Source organism: Blautia sp. HCP3S3_C12 (assembly GCF_052064155.1).
GTDB lineage: Bacteria > Bacillota > Clostridia > Lachnospirales > Lachnospiraceae > Blautia_A.
The window spans coordinates 23,685-42,921 of sequence record NZ_JBQHWC010000015.1; the positions used below are offsets into that span (position 1 = coordinate 23,685).

22 protein-coding genes and 1 tRNA gene are annotated in these 19,237 nt (G+C 39.2%); all 23 read right to left on the reverse strand.

Annotated elements, in window-relative coordinates; genetic code table 11:
• Positions 1 to 535: 535 nt before the first annotated feature.
• The gene (locus tag ACTNDS_RS11875) at positions 536 to 2,386 is read right to left on the reverse strand and encodes an AAA family ATPase (RefSeq protein ID WP_441035936.1); all 1,851 of its coding nucleotides are present in this window, start codon (positions 2,384 to 2,386) and stop codon (positions 536 to 538) included.
• Between the two features lie 259 nt (positions 2,387 to 2,645).
• Complete coding sequence (locus ACTNDS_RS11880; RefSeq protein ID WP_441035938.1) at positions 2,646 to 3,038, reverse strand: tyrosine-type recombinase/integrase; 393 nt, start codon at positions 3,036 to 3,038, stop codon at positions 2,646 to 2,648.
• Positions 2,998 to 3,531 carry a hypothetical protein gene (locus ACTNDS_RS11885; protein WP_441035939.1) on the reverse strand — a complete coding sequence of 178 codons (534 nt, stop codon included), beginning with the start codon at positions 3,529 to 3,531 and terminating at the stop codon, positions 2,998 to 3,000. The genes ACTNDS_RS11880 and ACTNDS_RS11885 overlap by 41 nt, the downstream gene beginning before the upstream one ends.
• A gap of 89 nt (positions 3,532 to 3,620) precedes the next feature.
• Positions 3,621 to 3,932, reverse strand: a complete 312-nt coding sequence (locus ACTNDS_RS11890; RefSeq protein ID WP_441035941.1) for a hypothetical protein — start codon at positions 3,930 to 3,932, stop codon at positions 3,621 to 3,623.
• A gap of 11 nt (positions 3,933 to 3,943) precedes the next feature.
• Positions 3,944 to 4,189 (reverse strand): hypothetical protein, encoded by a 246-nt coding sequence (locus tag ACTNDS_RS11895; protein ID WP_441035943.1) that lies wholly within the window; start codon positions 4,187 to 4,189, stop codon positions 3,944 to 3,946.
• 69 nt (positions 4,190 to 4,258) lie between these two features.
• Complete coding sequence (locus ACTNDS_RS11900) at positions 4,259 to 5,242, reverse strand: hypothetical protein (protein ID WP_441035945.1); 984 nt, start codon at positions 5,240 to 5,242, stop codon at positions 4,259 to 4,261.
• Positions 5,239 to 7,005, reverse strand: a complete 1,767-nt coding sequence (locus ACTNDS_RS11905; protein ID WP_441035946.1) for an AAA family ATPase — start codon at positions 7,003 to 7,005, stop codon at positions 5,239 to 5,241. Before ACTNDS_RS11905 ends, ACTNDS_RS11900 begins: the two co-directional genes overlap by 4 nt.
• Positions 7,006 to 7,033: 28 nt before the next feature.
• A complete protein-coding gene (locus ACTNDS_RS11910) occupies positions 7,034 to 7,462 on the reverse strand; it encodes a Panacea domain-containing protein (RefSeq protein ID WP_441035948.1) in 429 nt (142 codons plus the stop codon).
• Between the two features lie 281 nt (positions 7,463 to 7,743).
• The gene (locus tag ACTNDS_RS11915; protein WP_441035949.1) at positions 7,744 to 8,826 is read right to left on the reverse strand and encodes a DUF5688 family protein; all 1,083 of its coding nucleotides are present in this window, start codon (positions 8,824 to 8,826) and stop codon (positions 7,744 to 7,746) included.
• A gap of 6 nt (positions 8,827 to 8,832) precedes the next feature.
• Entirely contained in the window at positions 8,833 to 8,979 is a 147-nt protein-coding gene (locus ACTNDS_RS11920) for a hypothetical protein (protein ID WP_441035951.1), read from the reverse strand.
• Positions 8,980 to 9,130: 151 nt separating this feature from the next.
• Positions 9,131 to 9,571 (reverse strand): prealbumin-like fold domain-containing protein, encoded by a 441-nt coding sequence (locus ACTNDS_RS11925; protein ID WP_441035953.1) that lies wholly within the window; start codon positions 9,569 to 9,571, stop codon positions 9,131 to 9,133.
• Positions 9,568 to 9,879 (reverse strand): hypothetical protein, encoded by a 312-nt coding sequence (locus tag ACTNDS_RS11930; protein WP_441035955.1) that lies wholly within the window; start codon positions 9,877 to 9,879, stop codon positions 9,568 to 9,570. The genes ACTNDS_RS11925 and ACTNDS_RS11930 overlap by 4 nt, the downstream gene beginning before the upstream one ends.
• A 4-nt stretch (positions 9,880 to 9,883) precedes the next feature.
• Complete coding sequence (locus ACTNDS_RS11935) at positions 9,884 to 10,198, reverse strand: hypothetical protein (RefSeq protein ID WP_441035956.1); 315 nt, start codon at positions 10,196 to 10,198, stop codon at positions 9,884 to 9,886.
• A gap of 11 nt (positions 10,199 to 10,209) precedes the next feature.
• Entirely contained in the window at positions 10,210 to 11,199 is a 990-nt protein-coding gene (locus tag ACTNDS_RS11940) for a DUF6017 domain-containing protein (protein WP_441035958.1), read from the reverse strand.
• Between the two features lies 1 nt (position 11,200).
• Positions 11,201 to 11,947: a ParB/RepB/Spo0J family partition protein gene (locus tag ACTNDS_RS11945; RefSeq protein WP_441035960.1), complete on the reverse strand. Its 747-nt coding sequence runs from the start codon at positions 11,945 to 11,947 to the stop codon at positions 11,201 to 11,203.
• A complete protein-coding gene (locus ACTNDS_RS11950) occupies positions 11,937 to 12,722 on the reverse strand; it encodes a ParA family protein (protein WP_441035962.1) in 786 nt (261 codons plus the stop codon). The genes ACTNDS_RS11945 and ACTNDS_RS11950 overlap by 11 nt, the downstream gene beginning before the upstream one ends.
• The gene (locus ACTNDS_RS11955) at positions 12,715 to 13,650 is read right to left on the reverse strand and encodes a ParB/RepB/Spo0J family partition protein (protein WP_441035964.1); all 936 of its coding nucleotides are present in this window, start codon (positions 13,648 to 13,650) and stop codon (positions 12,715 to 12,717) included. The genes ACTNDS_RS11950 and ACTNDS_RS11955 overlap by 8 nt, the downstream gene beginning before the upstream one ends.
• Before the next feature lie 373 nt (positions 13,651 to 14,023).
• Positions 14,024 to 14,097 (reverse strand) — tRNA-Arg (locus ACTNDS_RS11960).
• A gap of 419 nt (positions 14,098 to 14,516) precedes the next feature.
• Complete coding sequence (locus tag ACTNDS_RS11965) at positions 14,517 to 15,392, reverse strand: DUF3881 family protein (RefSeq protein WP_441035966.1); 876 nt, start codon at positions 15,390 to 15,392, stop codon at positions 14,517 to 14,519.
• A 30-nt stretch (positions 15,393 to 15,422) separates the two neighbouring features.
• A complete protein-coding gene (serS, locus tag ACTNDS_RS11970; RefSeq protein ID WP_173743880.1) occupies positions 15,423 to 16,718 on the reverse strand; it encodes a serine--tRNA ligase in 1,296 nt (431 codons plus the stop codon).
• Between the two features lie 70 nt (positions 16,719 to 16,788).
• A complete protein-coding gene (locus tag ACTNDS_RS11975; protein ID WP_441035968.1) occupies positions 16,789 to 17,310 on the reverse strand; it encodes a DUF4446 family protein in 522 nt (173 codons plus the stop codon).
• Between the two features lie 14 nt (positions 17,311 to 17,324).
• The gene (locus ACTNDS_RS11980) at positions 17,325 to 18,275 is read right to left on the reverse strand and encodes a ParB/RepB/Spo0J family partition protein (protein WP_441035970.1); all 951 of its coding nucleotides are present in this window, start codon (positions 18,273 to 18,275) and stop codon (positions 17,325 to 17,327) included.
• Positions 18,275 to 19,042 (reverse strand): ParA family protein, encoded by a 768-nt coding sequence (locus tag ACTNDS_RS11985; protein WP_173743882.1) that lies wholly within the window; start codon positions 19,040 to 19,042, stop codon positions 18,275 to 18,277. The genes ACTNDS_RS11980 and ACTNDS_RS11985 overlap by 1 nt, the downstream gene beginning before the upstream one ends.
• Between the last annotated feature and the right edge of the window lie 195 nt (positions 19,043 to 19,237).

Sequence of the window (19,237 nt, forward strand, 5' to 3'; positions counted from 1 at the left end):
ACATAAAAAATTGAGTGCTTATAACGACGCCAATAGATTTATCGGATACCGATTCCGTACTTTCTCGGAATTGATAACTCTATTAAATTATTGACCTGTTTTTTATGATCTCTACTCTTATATTATATTCCAAAACACACGCATTGTGTACCCCTGATTTGGTCAATGGAGTTCTTATTCGTCACCGGCTTCGCTGCTTTGCTATTTCGTGGGGCTTCATCAGCCGGCTCTCAGAAAAACTGCTTCGGTGGTCAAAACTATCCCCCGTCCCGGCAGCTTCACCTGGTATCGGTAAGATACATCCGTAAAACACGTTTTACGGATGATCAGCGGTCGTCAAATGAATTCAAGCAAGCTTGATTCATTTTCCTCGTCACTATGACATATATCATGCCTTACCATATCATGCAACAATGTACATAAAAGAGTTTCGATTTTTAATGGTCGCCAACTTGGCTACCATTAGCCAGAGCATTGTTTTATGCAAAGAAAACTGCAAATCTGGGCGAGTTGGCGAAGGGGTGGGCTTATCTTTTCAGCCATTTGCAATCTCTACATTTTTACCTGCAAAGGCGATGCCATATTTTACGATTTCCTTGATTCCACGGTCCTTCATATCTGTATCATAGTGCTTATCCTCAATCTGTTTCAGAGCCTCGTCGGCGGATGCAGATAAACCAGCATCATTCTTTGTCGCTTTGAATTCCATGATAATACCTGGCAAAGAATGCACCTTAGGCTCCAACACAAGATCGAATCTTCCCTCTCCGGATTCCCTGTTTGATCTGATGTAATATCTTGAAGACATACCTGCTGCCAGTCCCAGCATCATGCCATGGTAAAAGCCTTCTGCTGCTCCATCAAAACAACTGATGCAGGTAATCATATATTTCCGGAGGAATTCCTGAAGTTTCTTCCCATCATTCAGATACAGTGCTTTTTCAAGTCCAGCCATGACATTGCCATCTACTGTCACCCTGAGCCAGGATAAAATCTCTGTATTGTAAACTCTGCGAATCTCCTTATTCGGTAACGCCAGCTCCATAAATGTCCCAAATTCTGTTTCAACCGCATCGCTTACAGGTTTTAAATACCCTGCAAGTAACAGGAAACTGAAGATGGTATCCGTTCCATCCGTTATCCTCGGATAGATGACATCCATATTTAACGATGCCTGAACGGTCTGCCCCTGCAACAATGCAAAAAGGTTTTCTGCAATATCCGGTGTAAGAGATATCATGATCTCCCGAATAATCTCATTATCACTGGTATTGGTCCAATATGGTTTTGCCTGACAGTTATTATAAAAATAATTGGCAACAGACCAAGGATTATAGATTTCTGTACTTCCGAAACGATATCCATCGTACCACTCACGAAGTTCTTCCAGTTTTGCCTCCTGTCCGTAGTATGCTGCCATGGTATTCACTTCATCCACGGTAAATCCAAAGTATTTGCTGTATTTCTCATCAAGTACAGAATTTACGATTGGATTATTAAGTCCACTAAACAGGTTCTCCTTTGACACACGCAGGATACCGGTAAGAACGCCAAAAGCAAGAGAAGGGTTATCCTTAAGACCACCGGACATAAAATTACGCATAAATGTAATCACTTCATTATAGAAACTTCTGGAATGTCCCTGTTGGATCGGAGTGTCATACTCGTCAATGAGAATGACTACCTTGGACTGATGATGTTTTTCCAGCATGCGTCCCAGATTCAGGAGTGATCTGGTATACTCCACATCACTCAGCTCATCCGTCTGCATTCTGGACAAATAATCCTGTTCCACCGGATTAAGGCTGTCGCTTGTAAAAAGCTCATCGTGCCGCATAAATTCATCACGGATCACATTTTTAATTGCCGCATAAGTACTGGCCCAATCCGAAAACTTTGCATCTTTGAAAGTGATGGAAATCACCGGAAATGCACCTTGAATCTTCTGATATTTTTCACCGCATGCCCAAATCTGTTTATCTTTAAAATAAATAGATGTATCCTCTTTCGTTTTTTCAAAAAACGTTTTAAGCATATCAAGAGCAAGTGTTTTGCCAAATCTCCGTGGTCTGGTAAACAAAATGACCGGAACCTGATCGTCAATCAAATCACGAATCAGAAGCGTTTTATCTACATAATAGCTATTCTTTACTACATCCATGTAAGATGTATTACCGACTGCGCAAGAAAGGATCTCTCCATTTTCTTCTTTAGGCTTTGCGGTACCCAGGTATGCATATACCGTCTCTTCCGGAACCATCCAATTGCGACCTTTTCTTAAAGCACCTTCCAGTTTTCCCTCATTGCATAATCCAACTACTCTTCTGGTTGATAAGCCCATGATCCCGGCGGCTTCTTTTGTTGAAATATATCTAATATCGGTCATATTATCGCCCCTTTCGGAAATATCATAACATATATCGGAAACTTTATCAATGTATTTCCGTTAAATTTCCGCTATTCCCCCTCTGCGTTTCTGAGTGAATGTCCGGTTCCCTGCATTCGTTATACCCATTATACCCACTTATTTTTAATACAGGCGGGTATAATGGGTATAACAAAAAGAACCTCCGAAGAGACTCATATTTATTGGTCGCCATCTTAGCTATCATTTCGACGCAAATGAAAAGAGAGTACTTTTCCCTTTATTTACTTTCCAGTGACTTGGCCAAAGTAGATAAAAGTGCTGCCATCTCCGGATTGGAAAGGACCTTCGCCAGGAGCTCTGCATCCACATTTGTCGGGAGTTCTACTGTCTTTCCAGCCACATTGGCATGCATGCTCGGATCCAGATTCTTCTTCTCGTAAAAGGCCTGCTCGAAGAGTTCCGCATTTTTTCTGCGATCATCATCAATGATATGAGAGTATACATCGGTGACCATATTGATCTGGGAATGACCGGAGTCTCCCTGTACCGCCTTGATGTCACCGCCATTTAACTTCAGCTTGTAGGTAACACTGGTATGACGAAGGCTATGGAATACTACCGGTGGAAGATCATGTTCCTTGATCAAATAACTTTCTGATCTGACAATCATACTCAAGGATTCCGATATTCAGAGCATCAATAATCACACCAAGCTGCGTGTCATCAATATAGACCCTGATTCTGAATTCGCCATTCATATCATAACATTCTGCTTTCGGAAAATCGCATGGATTATCTTCGCATGGAAGCGGTCTTCCGAAATCTACTGTATAACCACCCTCCGGTTTCAGAAACCATGCTCTTCTATAACGGAACTCCTGCTGCATATCATAGGCGATTGCAGCCTTCGCATTTCTGTCCGGCGAAAAAATACCATAACTTCCGTTTAATGAATACTTGCGCAATCCCGGCAGGATGATATTTCGTATATCCCAAAACTTTCTGCGAAGTGTATCATCCAATGCATCTAGCTGGCTACAGTTTCTGTACCATCTGAGATCCCATAACATATGATCATACTGACCTATCCATATTCTTGAATAGAAATCCAATGCATTCAGAACAATGCGAATCTCATTATCTGTAAATTCGAGTTCATGCATGCTGAAACACCTCCTCTACATGACACGATTAAATTCCATAAAGAGTCTATTTCTCGTGCTGTTTTTTCTGTTTCCATTCATACACTTTCTTATACGATCCTTATAATCTGCTCCCAGATCAAGATCTCCGCCGCATTCACATTTCGATTATCATGATAATGACCGAAAAACCATTTTTTGAACTTACACTTCTGGCGTATCTCCTCCAGATATTCATTCAGATAATCCTTGGAATAAAGTCCATGTCCAAGCAAAGCCTGGGTACTTGTAGCACAACTGTGAGTAACAATAAAGTCAACTTTATTATCATGCTTCTCCAAATTCTGTCGTCCTTCCTCCATCTCTTCTTCCGATGGTAATTCCTGCTTCCACCAGCTCCAATGATTAATACGAAACGGCAAGTATCCTCTGCTTAATGTGGCATACTTTTTTCAAACTCCGGATCATCCGGTTCCAACACTCCCCCTTCTCTCTCTGTTTCACCTTCGTGACCATCCACATGCTGATTATCTGTTCTGTCCGAGAAGCCAATGTCTATGATGTCTGCATAGGCATTTTTATTTTCCGCAGACTGAGCAAAGTAATCATAAAGGTATTTCCCACATACACCAATCATGCTGCAACAGAGCATGAGAATAATCAATTTCCATTTTTTCACTTGGTGAATCACATTCTTTCAAAACAAAAATGGCAATCCTTTGTAAGAATTACCATTTTTGCACATTTTTTATTTAATTTTTTCGATCATATTATAAACTGCTTGATATGTTAATTGTTCCGACTTAAAGTATCTTCTTAAGAGCCCACCTATTCCCTTTGGAAAATAAAGAAAAGTTTCAATAACCATTTGGGTTTCAGCAGAAAATTTGACCGTCACTATATCCTGTGTATCTTTTGAAGCCACATCTTGTATTGACATTGTTCCGACTGCCTTTACTCCATTAGGTGTAAAATCACCAAATATTATTTTAAACAATCCCAGTTCTTTCAACAAACGCAATACGGCTTTATTTTGTGACGATAAGTCATCAAGCTCAGAAAACTTTTTTCTATTTGCTTGAATATGATTATGATGGCTCCCCATAACTGCCGGAACTATATTGCTGACAGAAATCTCTCCAGATTTTCTTTTTTGTTTCAACTCGTCAATTACTTTATCCTTATCTGAAACTAAGTCATCAATACTTGTGAATCTATGTTGTTTCTGGTACTCGTGGTTTTCGCAATCGCAAAACAGTTCAAAAGTATCCCCAATCTGTTTGCCAGTTTCTTTATGGCCAGTAATGATTTTTGAATCTAACTCGACATTTTTAGTATAACAGGGAACCAACAGAGTACATAACATCTCAAAATAATGATCATCTTCCGCCATTTCCTCATCGTTACGAACTACAAATTCTTGATTTCCGTCACATTCATCAATATCTATATTCTCAACAAATCTTATTAATGCATTACTAAATAAATTATTTAGTTGTATAATTGCACTCTTTAAGTCTCTGTCTTGAATCATTGAAATCTGTATTGGAAATGGCTGTATTGCTCGTTTTTGCATTTTTTCTACCATTCCACTATATACAGCAATGGGAATGCGCTTGCTTTTTTCAGGATATGAAGCAATTTTAATCACCTTCATAAAAAAAGCAATATTGTCACGTATTTCTTGCTCATTTGAAAGTTCAAACATATAAGGATCTATCAATACACTCATGATAGCCCCTTTCTTTCGAATGATGCCTCAAGTATTGAATTTAGTAGCTCTTGTGTTTCGTCTCTGAAATCTTCCGGATAATCAATATTTCCAAAACCAGAAACATTTGCGAAAGTCACTTTTGTTCCACCTTTATTTTGGAAAAAATTCACTGCTGTAGCATCCTGCGAATATTGTTCTTTGACAATATGATATCTAAGCCTTAATAAGAAATACTCACTATGTGTTTCTAAAATAATTTTTCTTCCGTGTTTGCAGAATTCTGTGAACATATCAGCCAAACGACTCTGAGAGTATGGATGTAAATGAAGTTCTGGTTGCTCAAACACCAATATTTCGTTTGGTTCAGATAATAGTACCGAAATCAACACTGGCAATACCTGGCTTGTTCCAATACCAACATTCATAATATCTGATCTGACTTGTTCCATATTCTCTACAGAAACGCTAAACCCAAATGAGTTTCTCTTATCGACATCCACAGCACTCGCAACATTTAAGTGAATCATCCACGCTGCTAAAGCATCTGACAGCGTACATCGTTCTATTCTATCTGGAAGAATATATTCTCTCTCTTTTTTGTTCTCATGTAACAAGACCGATGCAAAATAGGATCCTGTTGGCCCAACATATTTAGGAATTGTTTCAAATCCAATATTATATAAACCTTTTGGTGTTTCTCTAATCGGTCCCACAAAAAAAACTCTAGACAAAATATTTCTTAAAAAGCTTTTATAAAAATCCAAGGCGAACTTAAGCTGCGTAAGATTGTCTTTCTTTCCTCCATCTCTATCGAATAATCTGAACGGATTGCTGCCTAGTTCAAAGATTCCTTCAAAATCTGCTACGTTATGCTCATTATTTAAGTATTCCAATAAATATGCTTCATACTTTGAAATAATATTATCAACACGTTGCATATCATCTAGACCAGAAAGTGCTAATTCTAACATTTTTAAACGAAGTTCTTTAGGTAGAATTCTTGAAATAGCTTCAAATCTAGGAAGTTCCAATTCACCAAATCTATCTAGTAAATCTCCAAGCCTCTTGGCCATCTCACCATGTTCTGACGAAACAGAGTATCTTTCATCCGCATTTGTTTGAATTCTATCCATAAGCTTAAAATAGAAGTTTTCAATTTCATTTAAGCTAACTGGTTGATCAGTCTGTACTGTTGTGATCTTCTTTGTCAAAAGTACTTTTGACAATTCATTCAATAACTCTGCTAATTTATTATTAAACTCAATATCATAATGAATACAATACTCTGCCATCATTAGGTTATTGACCACTGCACTGAATGGACTTCTTTCTTCATTGATATACATATGATGAATATTTCCTACACGTTTGAATGACAAGGTCAAATTTTCATAAATGATGTCTAATCGAGTCAATACAGCAGATATTCCATCATCTGCACGTTCAAAACGCCAAGTTATTCTAAATTCATCATTTTCGACTTCATTCTCTGATTTTTCTGCTTCCTCTAAAACTGCAGCAAGAGAAAAATAATCTTTTGCTGGATCAGAGATTACATCATCAAAATCTCCTAATGCAACATATTTTCCAGATAATAATAGTTCTTCATCCGGACTATTACATTCAATAGTTTGTTTCATAATCAAAAGTGCCTGTAACGCAGTACTCTTTCCGCTGCTATTAGCACCGAGTAATACTGATAAATCAGAAAAATGAATACACTGTTTTTCTGTATATGACTTAAAATTCTCTATCTCTATACTTTTTAATACAATCGCCATGTTTCCCCCTTATACAAAATTCAGTCAACTAAAAAGTTGACTGAAAATATGTTTGTATACTGTTATTTGTGATTCTTATTCCCTTAGAATACGCATTCTTCCAAGGACTTTGTGAATGAGTTAACTCCACTAAATCGTATGCTGTGGATTTTCCATATTCTAACCAAATTGCTTCAAGTGTTTCTTCAACACTTTCATCTGCAATTCTATCACGACCTTCCATCTCCGGAATTTCAGATCTTCCGTACTTTTTAAATGCTTCATATACTCTCTCATTTACTGGTCCGTATTGCCATGCACAAAAATCGTCAGCAAAAGCCGGTTTATTATCCCATACATAACTCCATCCTTGAGCTAAATACAAAAGCTTCTGTAACTTTAATGGAGTGAGAGAATATTTTTTCCTTCCGTATGATAAGAATATCAAATAACGTGCTGCATCCAATATATCAACCATCGGCTCCCTCCTTTTCCTTCACATGCATTTCACTACAATCGGCATCTGACAAAGCTGAACATTATACACATATTTTACAAATTGTCAAGTCTTTTGCTTGTTACAGTATAACAAAGATATATTTTTTTTGCAATTACCTCTTGACTTTTTTGAAACATATATTTTTCTTTCTCATATTATATATCATATTCCAAAGAAATACATCCTACTTATAGTATAATACCCAAAAGCAAAAAGTATTACTCATATTTATGAATTAAAACATACTTCCCAAATAGTCTTTACAATTCCTGCCCTTTATCCTTCTTCACCGCCTTATTCACAGCCTTCTCTGCTTTCTTCGCAGCACTCTGCTGTTTCTTTTCTCCCAGGCGTTCATGAATACTCTTCTTGGCAGCTTTTGTTTCTGCTTTTTCCTTCTCGAGACGGGATGCACGTTTTTCCGCATTTTCCATGACCGCTTCCTTGCGATCATAATGCTGGACGTGATCGGATAAGCAATCCTCTCTGGATACTTCTGTCCGGTTAATCTGCTGTACCATGGCAGAAAGTTCTTTCAACTCAATATCCACAGCTTCCGGCACTACAATCACCTCATGACAACTGGAAGGAAGGATATAGAAATCGCCTCCTACGATTTCTCCGATCTGCTGCATAATATTTCCCTGAAGGATTAATCCGGCACCATCGATCTTAACACCATTGGTAAGGCAGTACATCCCCATACCGGCTCCCTGATCAGGATTACCATCTAAAAGGTTCTTCGGTTCTGCACCAAACATCATGCTCTCCATCATACTACCCATGTCACAGAACATCGGATTACGATTCATATCTGCAGCCAAAGCATCCTGATGGAGCTGATCCACGCTGACTCCCCACGTCTTAAGAAGATCCTGAGTGACTGCCATACTGGCCGTTCCCTCTTCTGTTTCCTGAAGATTGACATGATAAGTGGCAGAAAAATCACTGTGCTCTGTGTGCACAAGATTGGAAAGTCTTTCCTGATTCTCCTGTGTATCACAAAGACGAATCTGGAGACTTTCCTTTACAACGTCATAATTCATAAGCTTCTGTGTCACCTCCGGACCAATTCCCGGCGTGTCGTATTCAATACGCATATCTGCGATATCTCCTACAATCTCGTCGATATTTTTTCCGTTCTGGTAATCGTTCCAGAAGTTCTCAATATAAATATTCGGTACCACATGCTCACCAGGCCTTGCAATGGAAATGCCGGTAAGATGTGTATCATTGTTTTTTATCACCTCATTGAAAGTGATTTTCGCATCTGCATAACTCTCAGGCAGAAAATCCTTAATGGTCTCCTGCAGATACTGCTGAAATTCTTTTCTGTTCATCATATGTTACTACCCCCTTCTGATCATGTGACGGTTCGGAAGTTTTCTGGAAATTGCTCTTTCCGCCAGTTTCTGATAAGCCTTCATACGGCTTACTACCTTCATTTCGCTCTCATGCATATTCTTTTTATTCTCGGTTTTTCCCATAGTTCTCATAGATAAATCCTCCTCGATTGTTGTATTGATTATGTTCAAAATGTCCTTTCAGACTTTTGGAAAAATGTTCGACAGTGTCGAATGAATTGAAAAAGGCACCCTCTGGAATAATTCCAGAGAGCACCTTCATTGATTTAGGATCAGATACTTCTTAGTCCTCTTTCTTATTCAGTTTTTTCTTCTTTCTGCTTCCAAAAAGAATACCGGCTACCATACTACCCGCAGCCAGCATAAGTGCGATTGGAAGCCAGAGATTTGTGTCATCTCCTGTTTTGGGATTGCTTCCCGGAGTGCTAGGAGTGCCAGGATTTTCAGGAGTCTTTTCCTTATTGGTCAGGTTCTTTGTCACCTCAATGATCGGTGTGTTCTGATCCACATATTCAAACACGATCTCGTGCTGTGTGGTATCGAGAGTATAACCGTCAAGGGCCTTTGTCTCTACCAGATAATACTTGATCGGATCACCAAATTCACCGTTTTTGTAAGTAGCGATCTCATAGAGGCTGCTTTCTGCATGACCGGCTGCATCTGTCACAAGCTTCTCAAGTACTTTGCCATCACTGTCGCGGAGTTCGAATTCTACACCTTTCATTGGTTCTTCGTTATCTGCATCCGTTTTATTGATGATGACCTTAACCCTACCGCTTCTCGGAATAATTCTGCGATGACAGCCTTCATATTATTTCCGAATTCTTCTATATTTTCCGGATGATCAGGCTTAATTAAAACAGCGTCCACATCACTTTCGCTTATGGAATCATCGCTTAATACTTTATACTGTTCATAAACAAACTGCTGTTCCTTCTCTGGAAGTTTTGTGTATTCCCAAATCATACGAACGACATTTCCATCCAGTTCTTCTGGAATTGGCGGTAACTGAATATATTTTTCTTTTTCCATCTTCTCAACCTCCGATAATAAATCTTCCGACACAGTCTCTTGCTTCCGTCACAAGTACCAGGATAAAAGCTCCTGCAGCCAATACTCCTGCCAGCATGAATTCAGCAACTCCCAAAAGAATATAATTCATGAACTGGGTGCGGTACCAGATGAAGGTACACACAAGCATTGCTCCAAGAAGCAGTCCAACAACACCCTTTGCCACGCAGTAGAGATTAACTACTGCGCTGACACATACTCCGATAAAAGCAAGAATCAGCCATACCGGAATAAGTAAAATTCTTCCAATAAGTTTTAAGATAATTAAAATCACTCTCATAAATTCTCCTTTCAGCCAGCAAACCGTGGCATATCTGCATTTACTTCAGCTCTGTAGTAACCCTCAATAGTCGTCGGTGCATTAAACAAAGTGGCCAGTAAATATTTCTTGATGTTTTTGACTTTCGTCGTGTTTCCTCTCATACAACTGAGTACATAATCAATGTGCATGTAATTCAGCTTCAGGAATTTGCTTTTTACCAAAGCCGCCGGATATTTTTCACTGGCAATCAGAATTGTCTCACTCTGACTTACCACTGTTTCCAGAATCAGTTCGAAAATCCCCTGTATCAGTTCTTCATCAAACTTGTTTGCCTGAAGCAATGCATCGTACTCGATGTTATCCTTGATGATTTTTTCATAAGCTTTGATGATACCTTCCGGGCTCGGATCGCATCTCATCGCATCGCCATCTGCAGATAAGATATGATTCGATTTAGTATGACTTTGATAAATATTATTCGTATTAGTCTTATTATTTAGAGGTGCTGATTCCGGCACCACCAGAGGTGTCGATTTGGTAACCTCAGAGGTATCGGTTTCGGCACCTTTTGAGGTGCATTTTACTCCATCAGAGGTACGAAAATCCGTACTTCTGGAAAGTATCTGTTTTCCTGCAGAAGTTCCGCTTTCGATACTTCTGGAATAATCTTTCCGGATCAGAAAGCTCTTCACATAAATGATACTCGGAAGTCCAAATCCTCTCTTTTTCTTCTGTACCAGCCCGAAGGTTTCAAGTTCTGCCAGATAATCCATGGCTTTTCTCTTGGAAAATCCCAGATCTGACTGAATCTCCGATATCTGATAGATGATATACACTCGGTTCTCTTCATCGAACCATCCATTCTTCATGGATAAGGACATGCGGTCCAGAAGTACCGAATACAGCATCTTGGACTGCAGTGTTAATGAGGAAAATATTCCCTCCGTTAGCAGCATTCTTGGTATCCGTATAAAACTGAACTGGTCAGCTTGGGATCCATAGTAATAATCGAATTCCATATTACTCAGACTCCTTTCCCTGACTCCATTGCTCCAGAAGTTCCACAATAACACTTCTCATATCTTCTTCCGTATAATCGGATGGAAAATACTTTCTCAGCTTCTTCTCTGAAATCAGATTTTTGGTACTTGGAGTTCTGCCCGGCTGGCTATCATTAAGGATAGCTATCAGCTTACCTTCTGTCATGATCCCGGTTTTGCATGCTTCTCTCAGTAATGCAATCTGCTTCGGTTTTACCAGACCATTATCTCTGATGTACTCAAACAGCCACTTCTGGATTTCTTTATCTAAATAGGAAATCTCAACTGCAGAAGTAAATGGAATCCTCTTCAAATCCAGATATTCAAGCAGCTCAGGAATCAATTCTGTCAGACGGATATATCTCTGAATACTACGGGCACTTTCTCCAGTCTGTTCAGCCATAGCTTCATCATCTGTCATCTCTCTGATAATAGAAGGAATTGCAGTAAGTCCTGCCAATTCTGCAGCATGCAGTCTTCTGTGACCGGAGATCATTTCATATGTATCCATGCCTGTTGGCCGGATCAAAACCGGTGATAATACACCGTTTACCTTTATACTTTCCACCAGTTCCTGCATCTTCTCATCGTCAACAACTTTGAAGGGATGACCCTTAAAACCAGAAATCTTATAGATTTCAATATCCATAGCCGCTTCTTCATTTACTACACCGAGCAGTTCCTCCACACTCTTGAAATTTAATCTCTCGCTCATCTTACTTGCCATCGTTCAACACCTCCTTTGTCAATTCTTTATAAGCAGTAGCGACTTTACAATTTACACAGTGCCCATATATGCTGATTCCTTCCGCACTGGCTTCTGCAGCCTTTACCGATATTGGAATCACACTTTCAAAAATTGGAATATTGGTTCCATAGGTTTCTCTAACTTTGGTAGAAACATCCTTCGCATAATTGGTTCTGTAATCTACCATGGTAAGAAGGATTCCTTCAATAATCAGTCGTCTGTTCAATCGTCTCTTTACCATGGAGATGGTTTTGATCAGCTGCTGAAGACCCTTGACCGGAAGGTATGCAGCCTGAACCGGAATCAGCACGGAATCCGAAGCAACCAGAGCATTGATCGTCATAGTTCCAAGGGATGGCATGCAGTCAATAATGATATAGTCGTATTGCTCTCTCTGCATTTCGATGTATTCCCGCATGATCATCTCTCTGCTCATCACATTGGCCAGAGTCAGTTCCATAACGGACAATTCGATATTACCTGGAAGCAGATCCACCCCTTCCTCTTGGTGATAAATACCTTCTTCCGGATCGATATTCTTCTCATTTACGATATTCATAAGAATTGTTGCCAGTGTTGTCTTAATCTCATCCGGCTCCCCGATACCAAGACTGGCACTTAGAGAACCCTGCGGATCCGCGTCAATCAAAAGCACCTTCTTGCCTTCTCTTGCCAATCCAATGCCTAAATTCACTGCTGTGGTAGTCTTGCCGACTCCGCCTTTCTGGTTTGCGATAGAAATAACCTTACACATTTTTCTTTTCCTCCTTCTTTCTCTGGCGTTCTTTGCGTTTATAATCTTTCTCTAAAAGTGCGATAATCTCTTCCTTCATTTGCTCGACACTGTAATACCGTGGGAAGTATTTATACATTTGAGAGTTCTTGAAGATGACTCTGCTCATATCTGACTTCTTGATTTCACTCAGGATCTCATTGATTTTCTGCTGGGTCAGCTTCTTTTCCTGGCTCAAAGCCTTGATCCGCTTGGCCTGAGATACAGAAGGAGCTGCCTGTGCGTAATCCATACCGTTCAGTACCCATTTCTGCGCAATTTCAGATAAAAAGGAGAGTTCCACCGCCGGATTAAAGGAGATTTTTCCCTCATCCAGCATATCCAGTAACTCCGGAACCAATAATGTCAGGCGAATATACCTGAGTACCTGCCTTGGACTTTCACCAGTTTCCTTTCCAATCAGCTGAATGGTCTTGGTTCCCTTGATGGATTCCAGCTGTCCTTCCTGGGTTCTTCTTCGTTTTCCTGTCTTACGTTTCATCGCTTCATTCTTCATGTAGTAAGCAAAGGCCTTCTCACTGAACAGGATCTTGTCCCGATGCAGATTGGAGTCCACCATGGAAATGATTGAATCCTCTTCTTTCATGTATCGAATGATCACCGGTACCTGGGTATATCCAAGTTTCTCGGCACAATATTTTCTTCGATGTCCCGAGACGATCTGATAGACGCCTTCTCTCGTCGGCATCACGATCAGCGGATTCATAATTCCATACCGCTCAATACTTTCCATGAGCTGTGCCATGGCTTCATCCTCCTTCACTTTGAATGGATGATTCTCAAATGGCCTTAATCTCTCCAGTCCGATCTCTACGACCTTCTCAACCCCAGGATGAAACAGTTGCTTTTCTTCGCCCGGATTGCTGCTCGCATTCTTTTTGCAATTCATTAGAATTCCCTCCTTTTTTGGCTATTTAAATGCAAATAAAAATGCCCATTCACGAGACCATTTACAGATCTGTGAATGAGCATTTTCATTCGATAACTTATATAGAGTTGTCATTCAATGAATTTTTGCTAAGAAAGTACTGATTTTAACAATACTTAACGCTAACCATACTGGCGAAAACAGCATCGTCGCCATAATTTCTTAGAAGAATTCATTTTCATGTTTTGGAAATAGGTACTTTTTCGTTGGGAAAATTTCTTTGCCCGAGTCCCCATTTCGTTTGCAATTCCGAGGGTAAAATGGAGTGATTTTATACGTTACAAAGACAAATCGGAATGATTTCGCAATTTCTGCTAATCATTCCGATGCCCACCGTCGACAAGAGGATTTGAACCTCCGACCCTTCGCTTAGGAGGCGAATGCTCTATCCAGCTGAGCTATGCCGACATACGATTTTTGGCTTAAAATCAAGGTTTTTCAGCCTTTTCGGCCTCCCGGATCGGTGACCGATTTTTTCTATTTTCAGCCGATATTTTTTTCGGCGAAAATGCTATTTGCGTCCTCTGTAGCACTTGGCTTTTCTAATCAAAATTCTCAGTACCGAATTGCCATCGACACCTGAGTACTTTTCAATAGTTCTCAGTACAGATCCCCCCTTAGGAGGCGGATGCTCTATCCTGCTGAGCTATGACGACACATACTATAAACTCTTGTGTTCATTTATCTAAAGGACACATAAAGTATATTACTATATTTTTTTATAAATTACAAGTATATTTTATAAGATGTTTCACGTGAAACATCTCCAGGTGAATTGTTTCACGTGAAACATTTATGTTTTTTACTTAATCATTACAGATACTTTTTCAGAAATGTAATTCTCCCTGCAGCCATATAACGCCCTTAAACCTCCGGCCAATCTGTGGTTCTCCCAACAGATCTTCTTTGTTAATGCAGACATCAAATTGCATATCATTACAATCCAGAGTCAGCTGATATATTTCTTCTCCTGTAATAATATTCTTAAACGGCATATAATCCAGGATTTCACCCATTACACTATATTGATCACATACCATCCCATAAGGCATAAAATAAGAATCCACTATCGTAAAAATATCATCTGTGACTATTCTCTGCGAAATCATAGAATATGTATCCATATCCTCCATTGTGAGACTTTCCATAGCCTCCTCATCGCCATTTCTGGCTGCTGCAATGAGATGATTTCTGTTTTTGGTCAATTCCCGTTCTATTTTTACTGCTTCTTTATCTTTTTCCACAGGTAACAGAATTTTTCCTTCCCTCGCCAGCCCGGAAAGAGTTAAAGGCTGGCTGTTGGGAAGCATACTGCCTTCATATTGCCACTGCATATATTCGGCAGCATTCTGAAGATAAAAAATTAATGTGACTCCTATTCTCAGATCATCACAGGCAGCTGCAAAAGATTCTTTATCTGCATGTTTTTCAACAGATACGCTTTCCTGTGTAGTAATACCTGATCCTCTGAAATAAGGAAAATAATAATCCACGTGGAACACATCATCCTCATCATACTGTCCACAGACTGTAATTCCACAATCACATCCATAATTTTTTTTAAATTCGGCAAATATACCATCCGTATAATTTTCTACTACTTTTTTCTCATCGTAGTTTTCTACTACATCCATGACAATCTGCCTGATACTGCTTCTTTTGGTGATCTTAGAAAAGCCGATTGCTCTCAGGTAACTGTGCATAAGAACACCTCCTCAAAAGGCTCCTTCTTATTAGGCACGAGTCTTTTTCTCAATTTTTGTCATTCCGCCCATGTATGGCTGAAGAGCCTTAGGAATATTTACAGAACCATCTGCATTCAGATTGTTTTCCAGGAAAGCGATCAGCATTCTTGGCGGTGCTACAACTGTATTATTTAATGTGTGAGCAAGATATTTCTTGCCATCTTTTCCATTTACACGGATTTTCAGACGACGAGCCTGTGCATCACCCAGGTTAGAACAGCTTCCTACCTCAAAATACTTCTTCTGACGTGGAGACCATGCTTCTACATCCAAAGATTTTACTTTAAGGTCTGCCAGGTCACCGGAGCAGCATTCCAGTGTACGTACCGGAATGTCCAGAGAACGGAACAGATCAACTGTATTCTGCCATAATTTATCAAACCACATTGGGCTCTCCTCTGGTCTGCAGACTACGATCATTTCCTGTTTTTCAAACTGGTGAATACGGTAAACGCCTCTTTCCTCCAGTCCATGAGCACCTTTTTCCTTACGGAAGCAAGGAGAATAGCTGGTCAGAGTCTTTGGAAGTTCTTCCTCAGGAATAATCTGGTCAATAAATTTACCGATCATAGAATGTTCACTGGTACCGATCAGATATAAATCCTCTCCTTCAATTTTATACATCATAGCATCCATCTCTGCAAAGCTCATAACACCTGTTACAACATTGCTTCGGATCATAAACGGTGGTACACAGTAAGTAAATCCTCTGTTGATCATGAAGTCACGGGCATAAGAGATAACAGCAGAATGAAGTCTTGCAATATCTCCCATTAAGTAATAGAATCCATTACCAGCCACACGTCTTGCACTGTCCAGATCAATGCCATCAAAGTTTTCCATAATTTCTGTATGATAGGGAACTTCAAAATCCGGAACTACCGGCTCTCCAAATTTTTCAATTTCCACATTTTCACTATCATCCTTACCAATCGGTACAGATGGATCAATAATGTTCGGGATTACCATCATATTCTTCAGAAGTTCTTCTTCTACTTCCTTCTCTCTGGCAGAAAGCTCTTCAATACGGCTTCCGGAAGCAGCTACCTGTCTTTTTACTTCTTCAGCTTCTTCTTTCTTTCCCTGTGCCATTAATGCACCAATCTGTTTGGAAGTTTTATTTCTCTCTGCGCGAAGTGCCTCTACTTCCTGTTTAATCTCTCTGTTTTCTTTATCCAGTTCCAGAACCTTATCTACCAGCTCCAGCTTGTTATCCTGAAATTTATTGCGGATATTCTGTTTTACAATCTCCGGATTTTCTCTCACAAATTTGATATCTAACATTTTGTTCCTCCTGTAAATATGTAACTATTCATATTTATTATTTCTTTTTTTCTTATTTTTAAACAATATATCAATTCTCTTCCATGTCTCCCAGGCCAAAGTTTACAGCTTTTCTAAGTGCCTCTACCTCTTCCTGGCTTAACATAACATAAGACTCACCTTTTACAATTTCCTTCAGATAAAGGAAACAGTTATCACGGCTGTGGACTGCATTCAAAATCAATCCCGTATTATCCTTATCCAGTAATGCAAGAGCAAAGCTTAGTTTTCCCCCTACATCATCAAAGGCATCATACTTTTCCACACCATATTTACTGAACATTTTCTCCAGATTTTTCTTGATAAAAAGGATATCGTGTTCATGATCTTCCTTTGCCTCATAGAGCTTATCAATCTGGGCAAATTTTCTCACAAATATTTTTTCCAGGGATTGTGCATCACTGCCCTTCATAAACGTTTTATATTTTCGTTCCAGGCGGCTCAGCCTCATACTGCTGCTTGCACTTTTTACCAGCAGAAAAATAGTCAAAACCAGCAGTATGATAATAATAATTCCAGGATCAATCCCCAGGTTGTCAAAAATACTACTCATATCACTGACTCTCCTTAATTTATAGACTCAAACAGATCTATAATTCTTTCCAGTTCATCCTTGGAATAATATTCAATCTCAATTTTGCCTTTATCATTTTTCTTTCTGTGAATCAGCACTCTGGTTCCCATGATTCCCTTCATTTTTTCTTCCAGGCTTTCATAGATTGCATCTTCAGCAGTAGTTGTTTTCTGTTTCTTTTCTTTTTGAGGATTTAGAATGCGTTTTACCAATGATTCTGTTTCACGCACACTTAATTTTTCATCAAACACCCTCATTGCTACTGTTTCCTGCTTTTCTTTATCAGAAATAGCCAATATTGCCCTGGCATGTCCGGCAGTGATCATTTCATCTATCAACATCTGCTGAACTTTTGCACTAAGTTTCAAGAGACGCATGGAATTAGTAACCGCTGTACGACTCTTTCCTACTCTGTCAGCAATTTCATCCTGTTTCAAATGAAATTCATCCATCAGCCTTTTATATGCCATTGCCTCTTCAACAGGATTCAGATCCTCTCTCTGTATATTTTCAATCAGAGAAATTTCAACCAGTTCCTGAGCAGAAAATTCTTTTACTATAACCGGTACTTCTTTCAAGCCGGCAAGCTTTGCAGCTCTCCACCGTCTTTCGCCTGCAATAATTTCATAATAGTCTTTTTTATCGGACACTAGCAGCGGTTGAAGTACCCCATACTGTTTAATGGACTCTGAAAGTTCCAATAATGCATCTTCATCAAACTGTTTCCGTGGTTGATTCCTGTTTGGTTCCACATTTGATATCTTTACCATCATTGCTGTTTTTTTCTGATTTGATGATTCGTTTTTCTGGTCCGCTTTTACAGACATTTCTGCTTTTTTAGTGGGTTTAGTGACTGGTTTCCTTACATTTTCTCTACTGACAGGTGTTTTTTCCGGAAATAATGCATCCAAGCCTCTGCCAAGCCCATTTTTTCTACCTGCCATTAATCGTCCTCCCTGTTGATAACTTCTTCTGCCAGAAGGCGATAACTTTCTGCTCCTGATGATCTGGGATCATAAATTGTTATAGGCTGTCCATAACTGGGAGCTTCCGCCAGTCTGACATTTCTAGGAATAATTGTTTTGTAAATATTCTGATTGAGATTTTCTTTCACATTCTCAACAACCTGAAGTGACAGATTTGTACGGGCATCATACATGGTAAATACAACACCTTCCATTTTCAGGCGCTTATTCAATCTTTCCTTCACTAAATCTATGGTATGAATAAGCTGTGAAAGTCCCTCTAATGCATAATATTCGCACTGAATAGGTACTAACACGGAGGTAGCTGCTGTAAGAGCATTGATTGTCAACATATTCAAGGATGGCGGGCAATCTAAAATAATATAATCATATTTACGTCTTAGCTTATCCGTAATCCCCTTTAATATGTACTCTTTGTTATCAATGCCTACCAATTCGATTTCTGCACCAGAAAGATTAACATTGGACGGAATCAGATCTACATTTTCTACTACATCTTTAATAATTGTATTCTTTGCTTCTGCTTCTCCCAGTAAAAGTTCATACAATGTATTCTCTGGGGAATTTTTATCCACACCCAATCCACTGGTAGTGTTCCCCTGAGGATCTATATCAATTGTAAGTACCTTTTTCCCCTTTTCTGCGAGGCAGGCTGAAAGATTAATTGCAGTTGTAGATTTTCCCACTCCGCCTTTCTGATTGGCAACTGCTATAATTCTTCCCAATTGTATTCCTCCTTTATGAGGTTATTGTTATAACATACTTTTGTACATTATGCAGATTCATTATAACACTTTTACTATAATCATGCCACATAATGTTTCACGTGAAACATAAAAAATATAGTTTAATTTTTATAAATGTAACATTTTTTCATCACATAGAATCTTATATTAACTTGTAAATTCTTTGTTTTTGGC

What these genes read in the sequence shown, in the direction of transcription:
- ACTNDS_RS11905 (WP_441035946.1), bottom strand. Translation starts at nt 7,005, where the DNA reads ATGGCGATTGTATTAAAAAGTATAGAGATAGAGAATTTTAAGTCATAT.
- ACTNDS_RS11945 (WP_441035960.1), bottom strand. Translation starts at nt 11,947, where the DNA reads ATGGCAAGTAAGATGAGCGAGAGATTAAATTTCAAGAGTGTGGAGGAA.
- serS (WP_173743880.1), bottom strand. Translation starts at nt 16,718, where the DNA reads ATGTTAGATATCAAATTTGTGAGAGAAAATCCGGAGATTGTAAAACAG.
- ACTNDS_RS11940 (WP_441035958.1), bottom strand. Translation starts at nt 11,199, where the DNA reads ATGGAATTCGATTATTACTATGGATCCCAAGCTGACCAGTTCAGTTTT.
- ACTNDS_RS11910 (WP_441035948.1), bottom strand. Translation starts at nt 7,462, where the DNA reads ATGGTTGATATATTGGATGCAGCACGTTATTTGATATTCTTATCATAC.
- ACTNDS_RS11975 (WP_441035968.1), bottom strand. Translation starts at nt 17,310, where the DNA reads ATGAGTAGTATTTTTGACAACCTGGGGATTGATCCTGGAATTATTATT.
- ACTNDS_RS11875 (WP_441035936.1), bottom strand. Translation starts at nt 2,386, where the DNA reads ATGACCGATATTAGATATATTTCAACAAAAGAAGCCGCCGGGATCATG.
- ACTNDS_RS11885 (WP_441035939.1), bottom strand. Translation starts at nt 3,531, where the DNA reads ATGCATGAACTCGAATTTACAGATAATGAGATTCGCATTGTTCTGAAT.
- ACTNDS_RS11950 (WP_441035962.1), bottom strand. Translation starts at nt 12,722, where the DNA reads ATGTGTAAGGTTATTTCTATCGCAAACCAGAAAGGCGGAGTCGGCAAG.
- ACTNDS_RS11920 (WP_441035951.1), bottom strand. Translation starts at nt 8,979, where the DNA reads ATGAGAACTATGGGAAAAACCGAGAATAAAAAGAATATGCATGAGAGC.
- ACTNDS_RS11955 (WP_441035964.1), bottom strand. Translation starts at nt 13,650, where the DNA reads ATGAATTGCAAAAAGAATGCGAGCAGCAATCCGGGCGAAGAAAAGCAA.
- ACTNDS_RS11925 (WP_441035953.1), bottom strand. Translation starts at nt 9,571, where the DNA reads ATGAAAGGTGTAGAATTCGAACTCCGCGACAGTGATGGCAAAGTACTT.
- ACTNDS_RS11965 (WP_441035966.1), bottom strand. Translation starts at nt 15,392, where the DNA reads ATGCACAGTTACCTGAGAGCAATCGGCTTTTCTAAGATCACCAAAAGA.
- ACTNDS_RS11900 (WP_441035945.1), bottom strand. Translation starts at nt 5,242, where the DNA reads ATGAGTGTATTGATAGATCCTTATATGTTTGAACTTTCAAATGAGCAA.
- ACTNDS_RS11980 (WP_441035970.1), bottom strand. Translation starts at nt 18,275, where the DNA reads ATGGCAGGTAGAAAAAATGGGCTTGGCAGAGGCTTGGATGCATTATTT.
- ACTNDS_RS11930 (WP_441035955.1), bottom strand. Translation starts at nt 9,879, where the DNA reads ATGGAAAAAGAAAAATATATTCAGTTACCGCCAATTCCAGAAGAACTG.
- ACTNDS_RS11935 (WP_441035956.1), bottom strand. Translation starts at nt 10,198, where the DNA reads ATGAGAGTGATTTTAATTATCTTAAAACTTATTGGAAGAATTTTACTT.
- ACTNDS_RS11880 (WP_441035938.1), bottom strand. Translation starts at nt 3,038, where the DNA reads ATGATTGTCAGATCAGAAAGTTATTTGATCAAGGAACATGATCTTCCA.
- ACTNDS_RS11915 (WP_441035949.1), bottom strand. Translation starts at nt 8,826, where the DNA reads ATGATGAACAGAAAAGAATTTCAGCAGTATCTGCAGGAGACCATTAAG.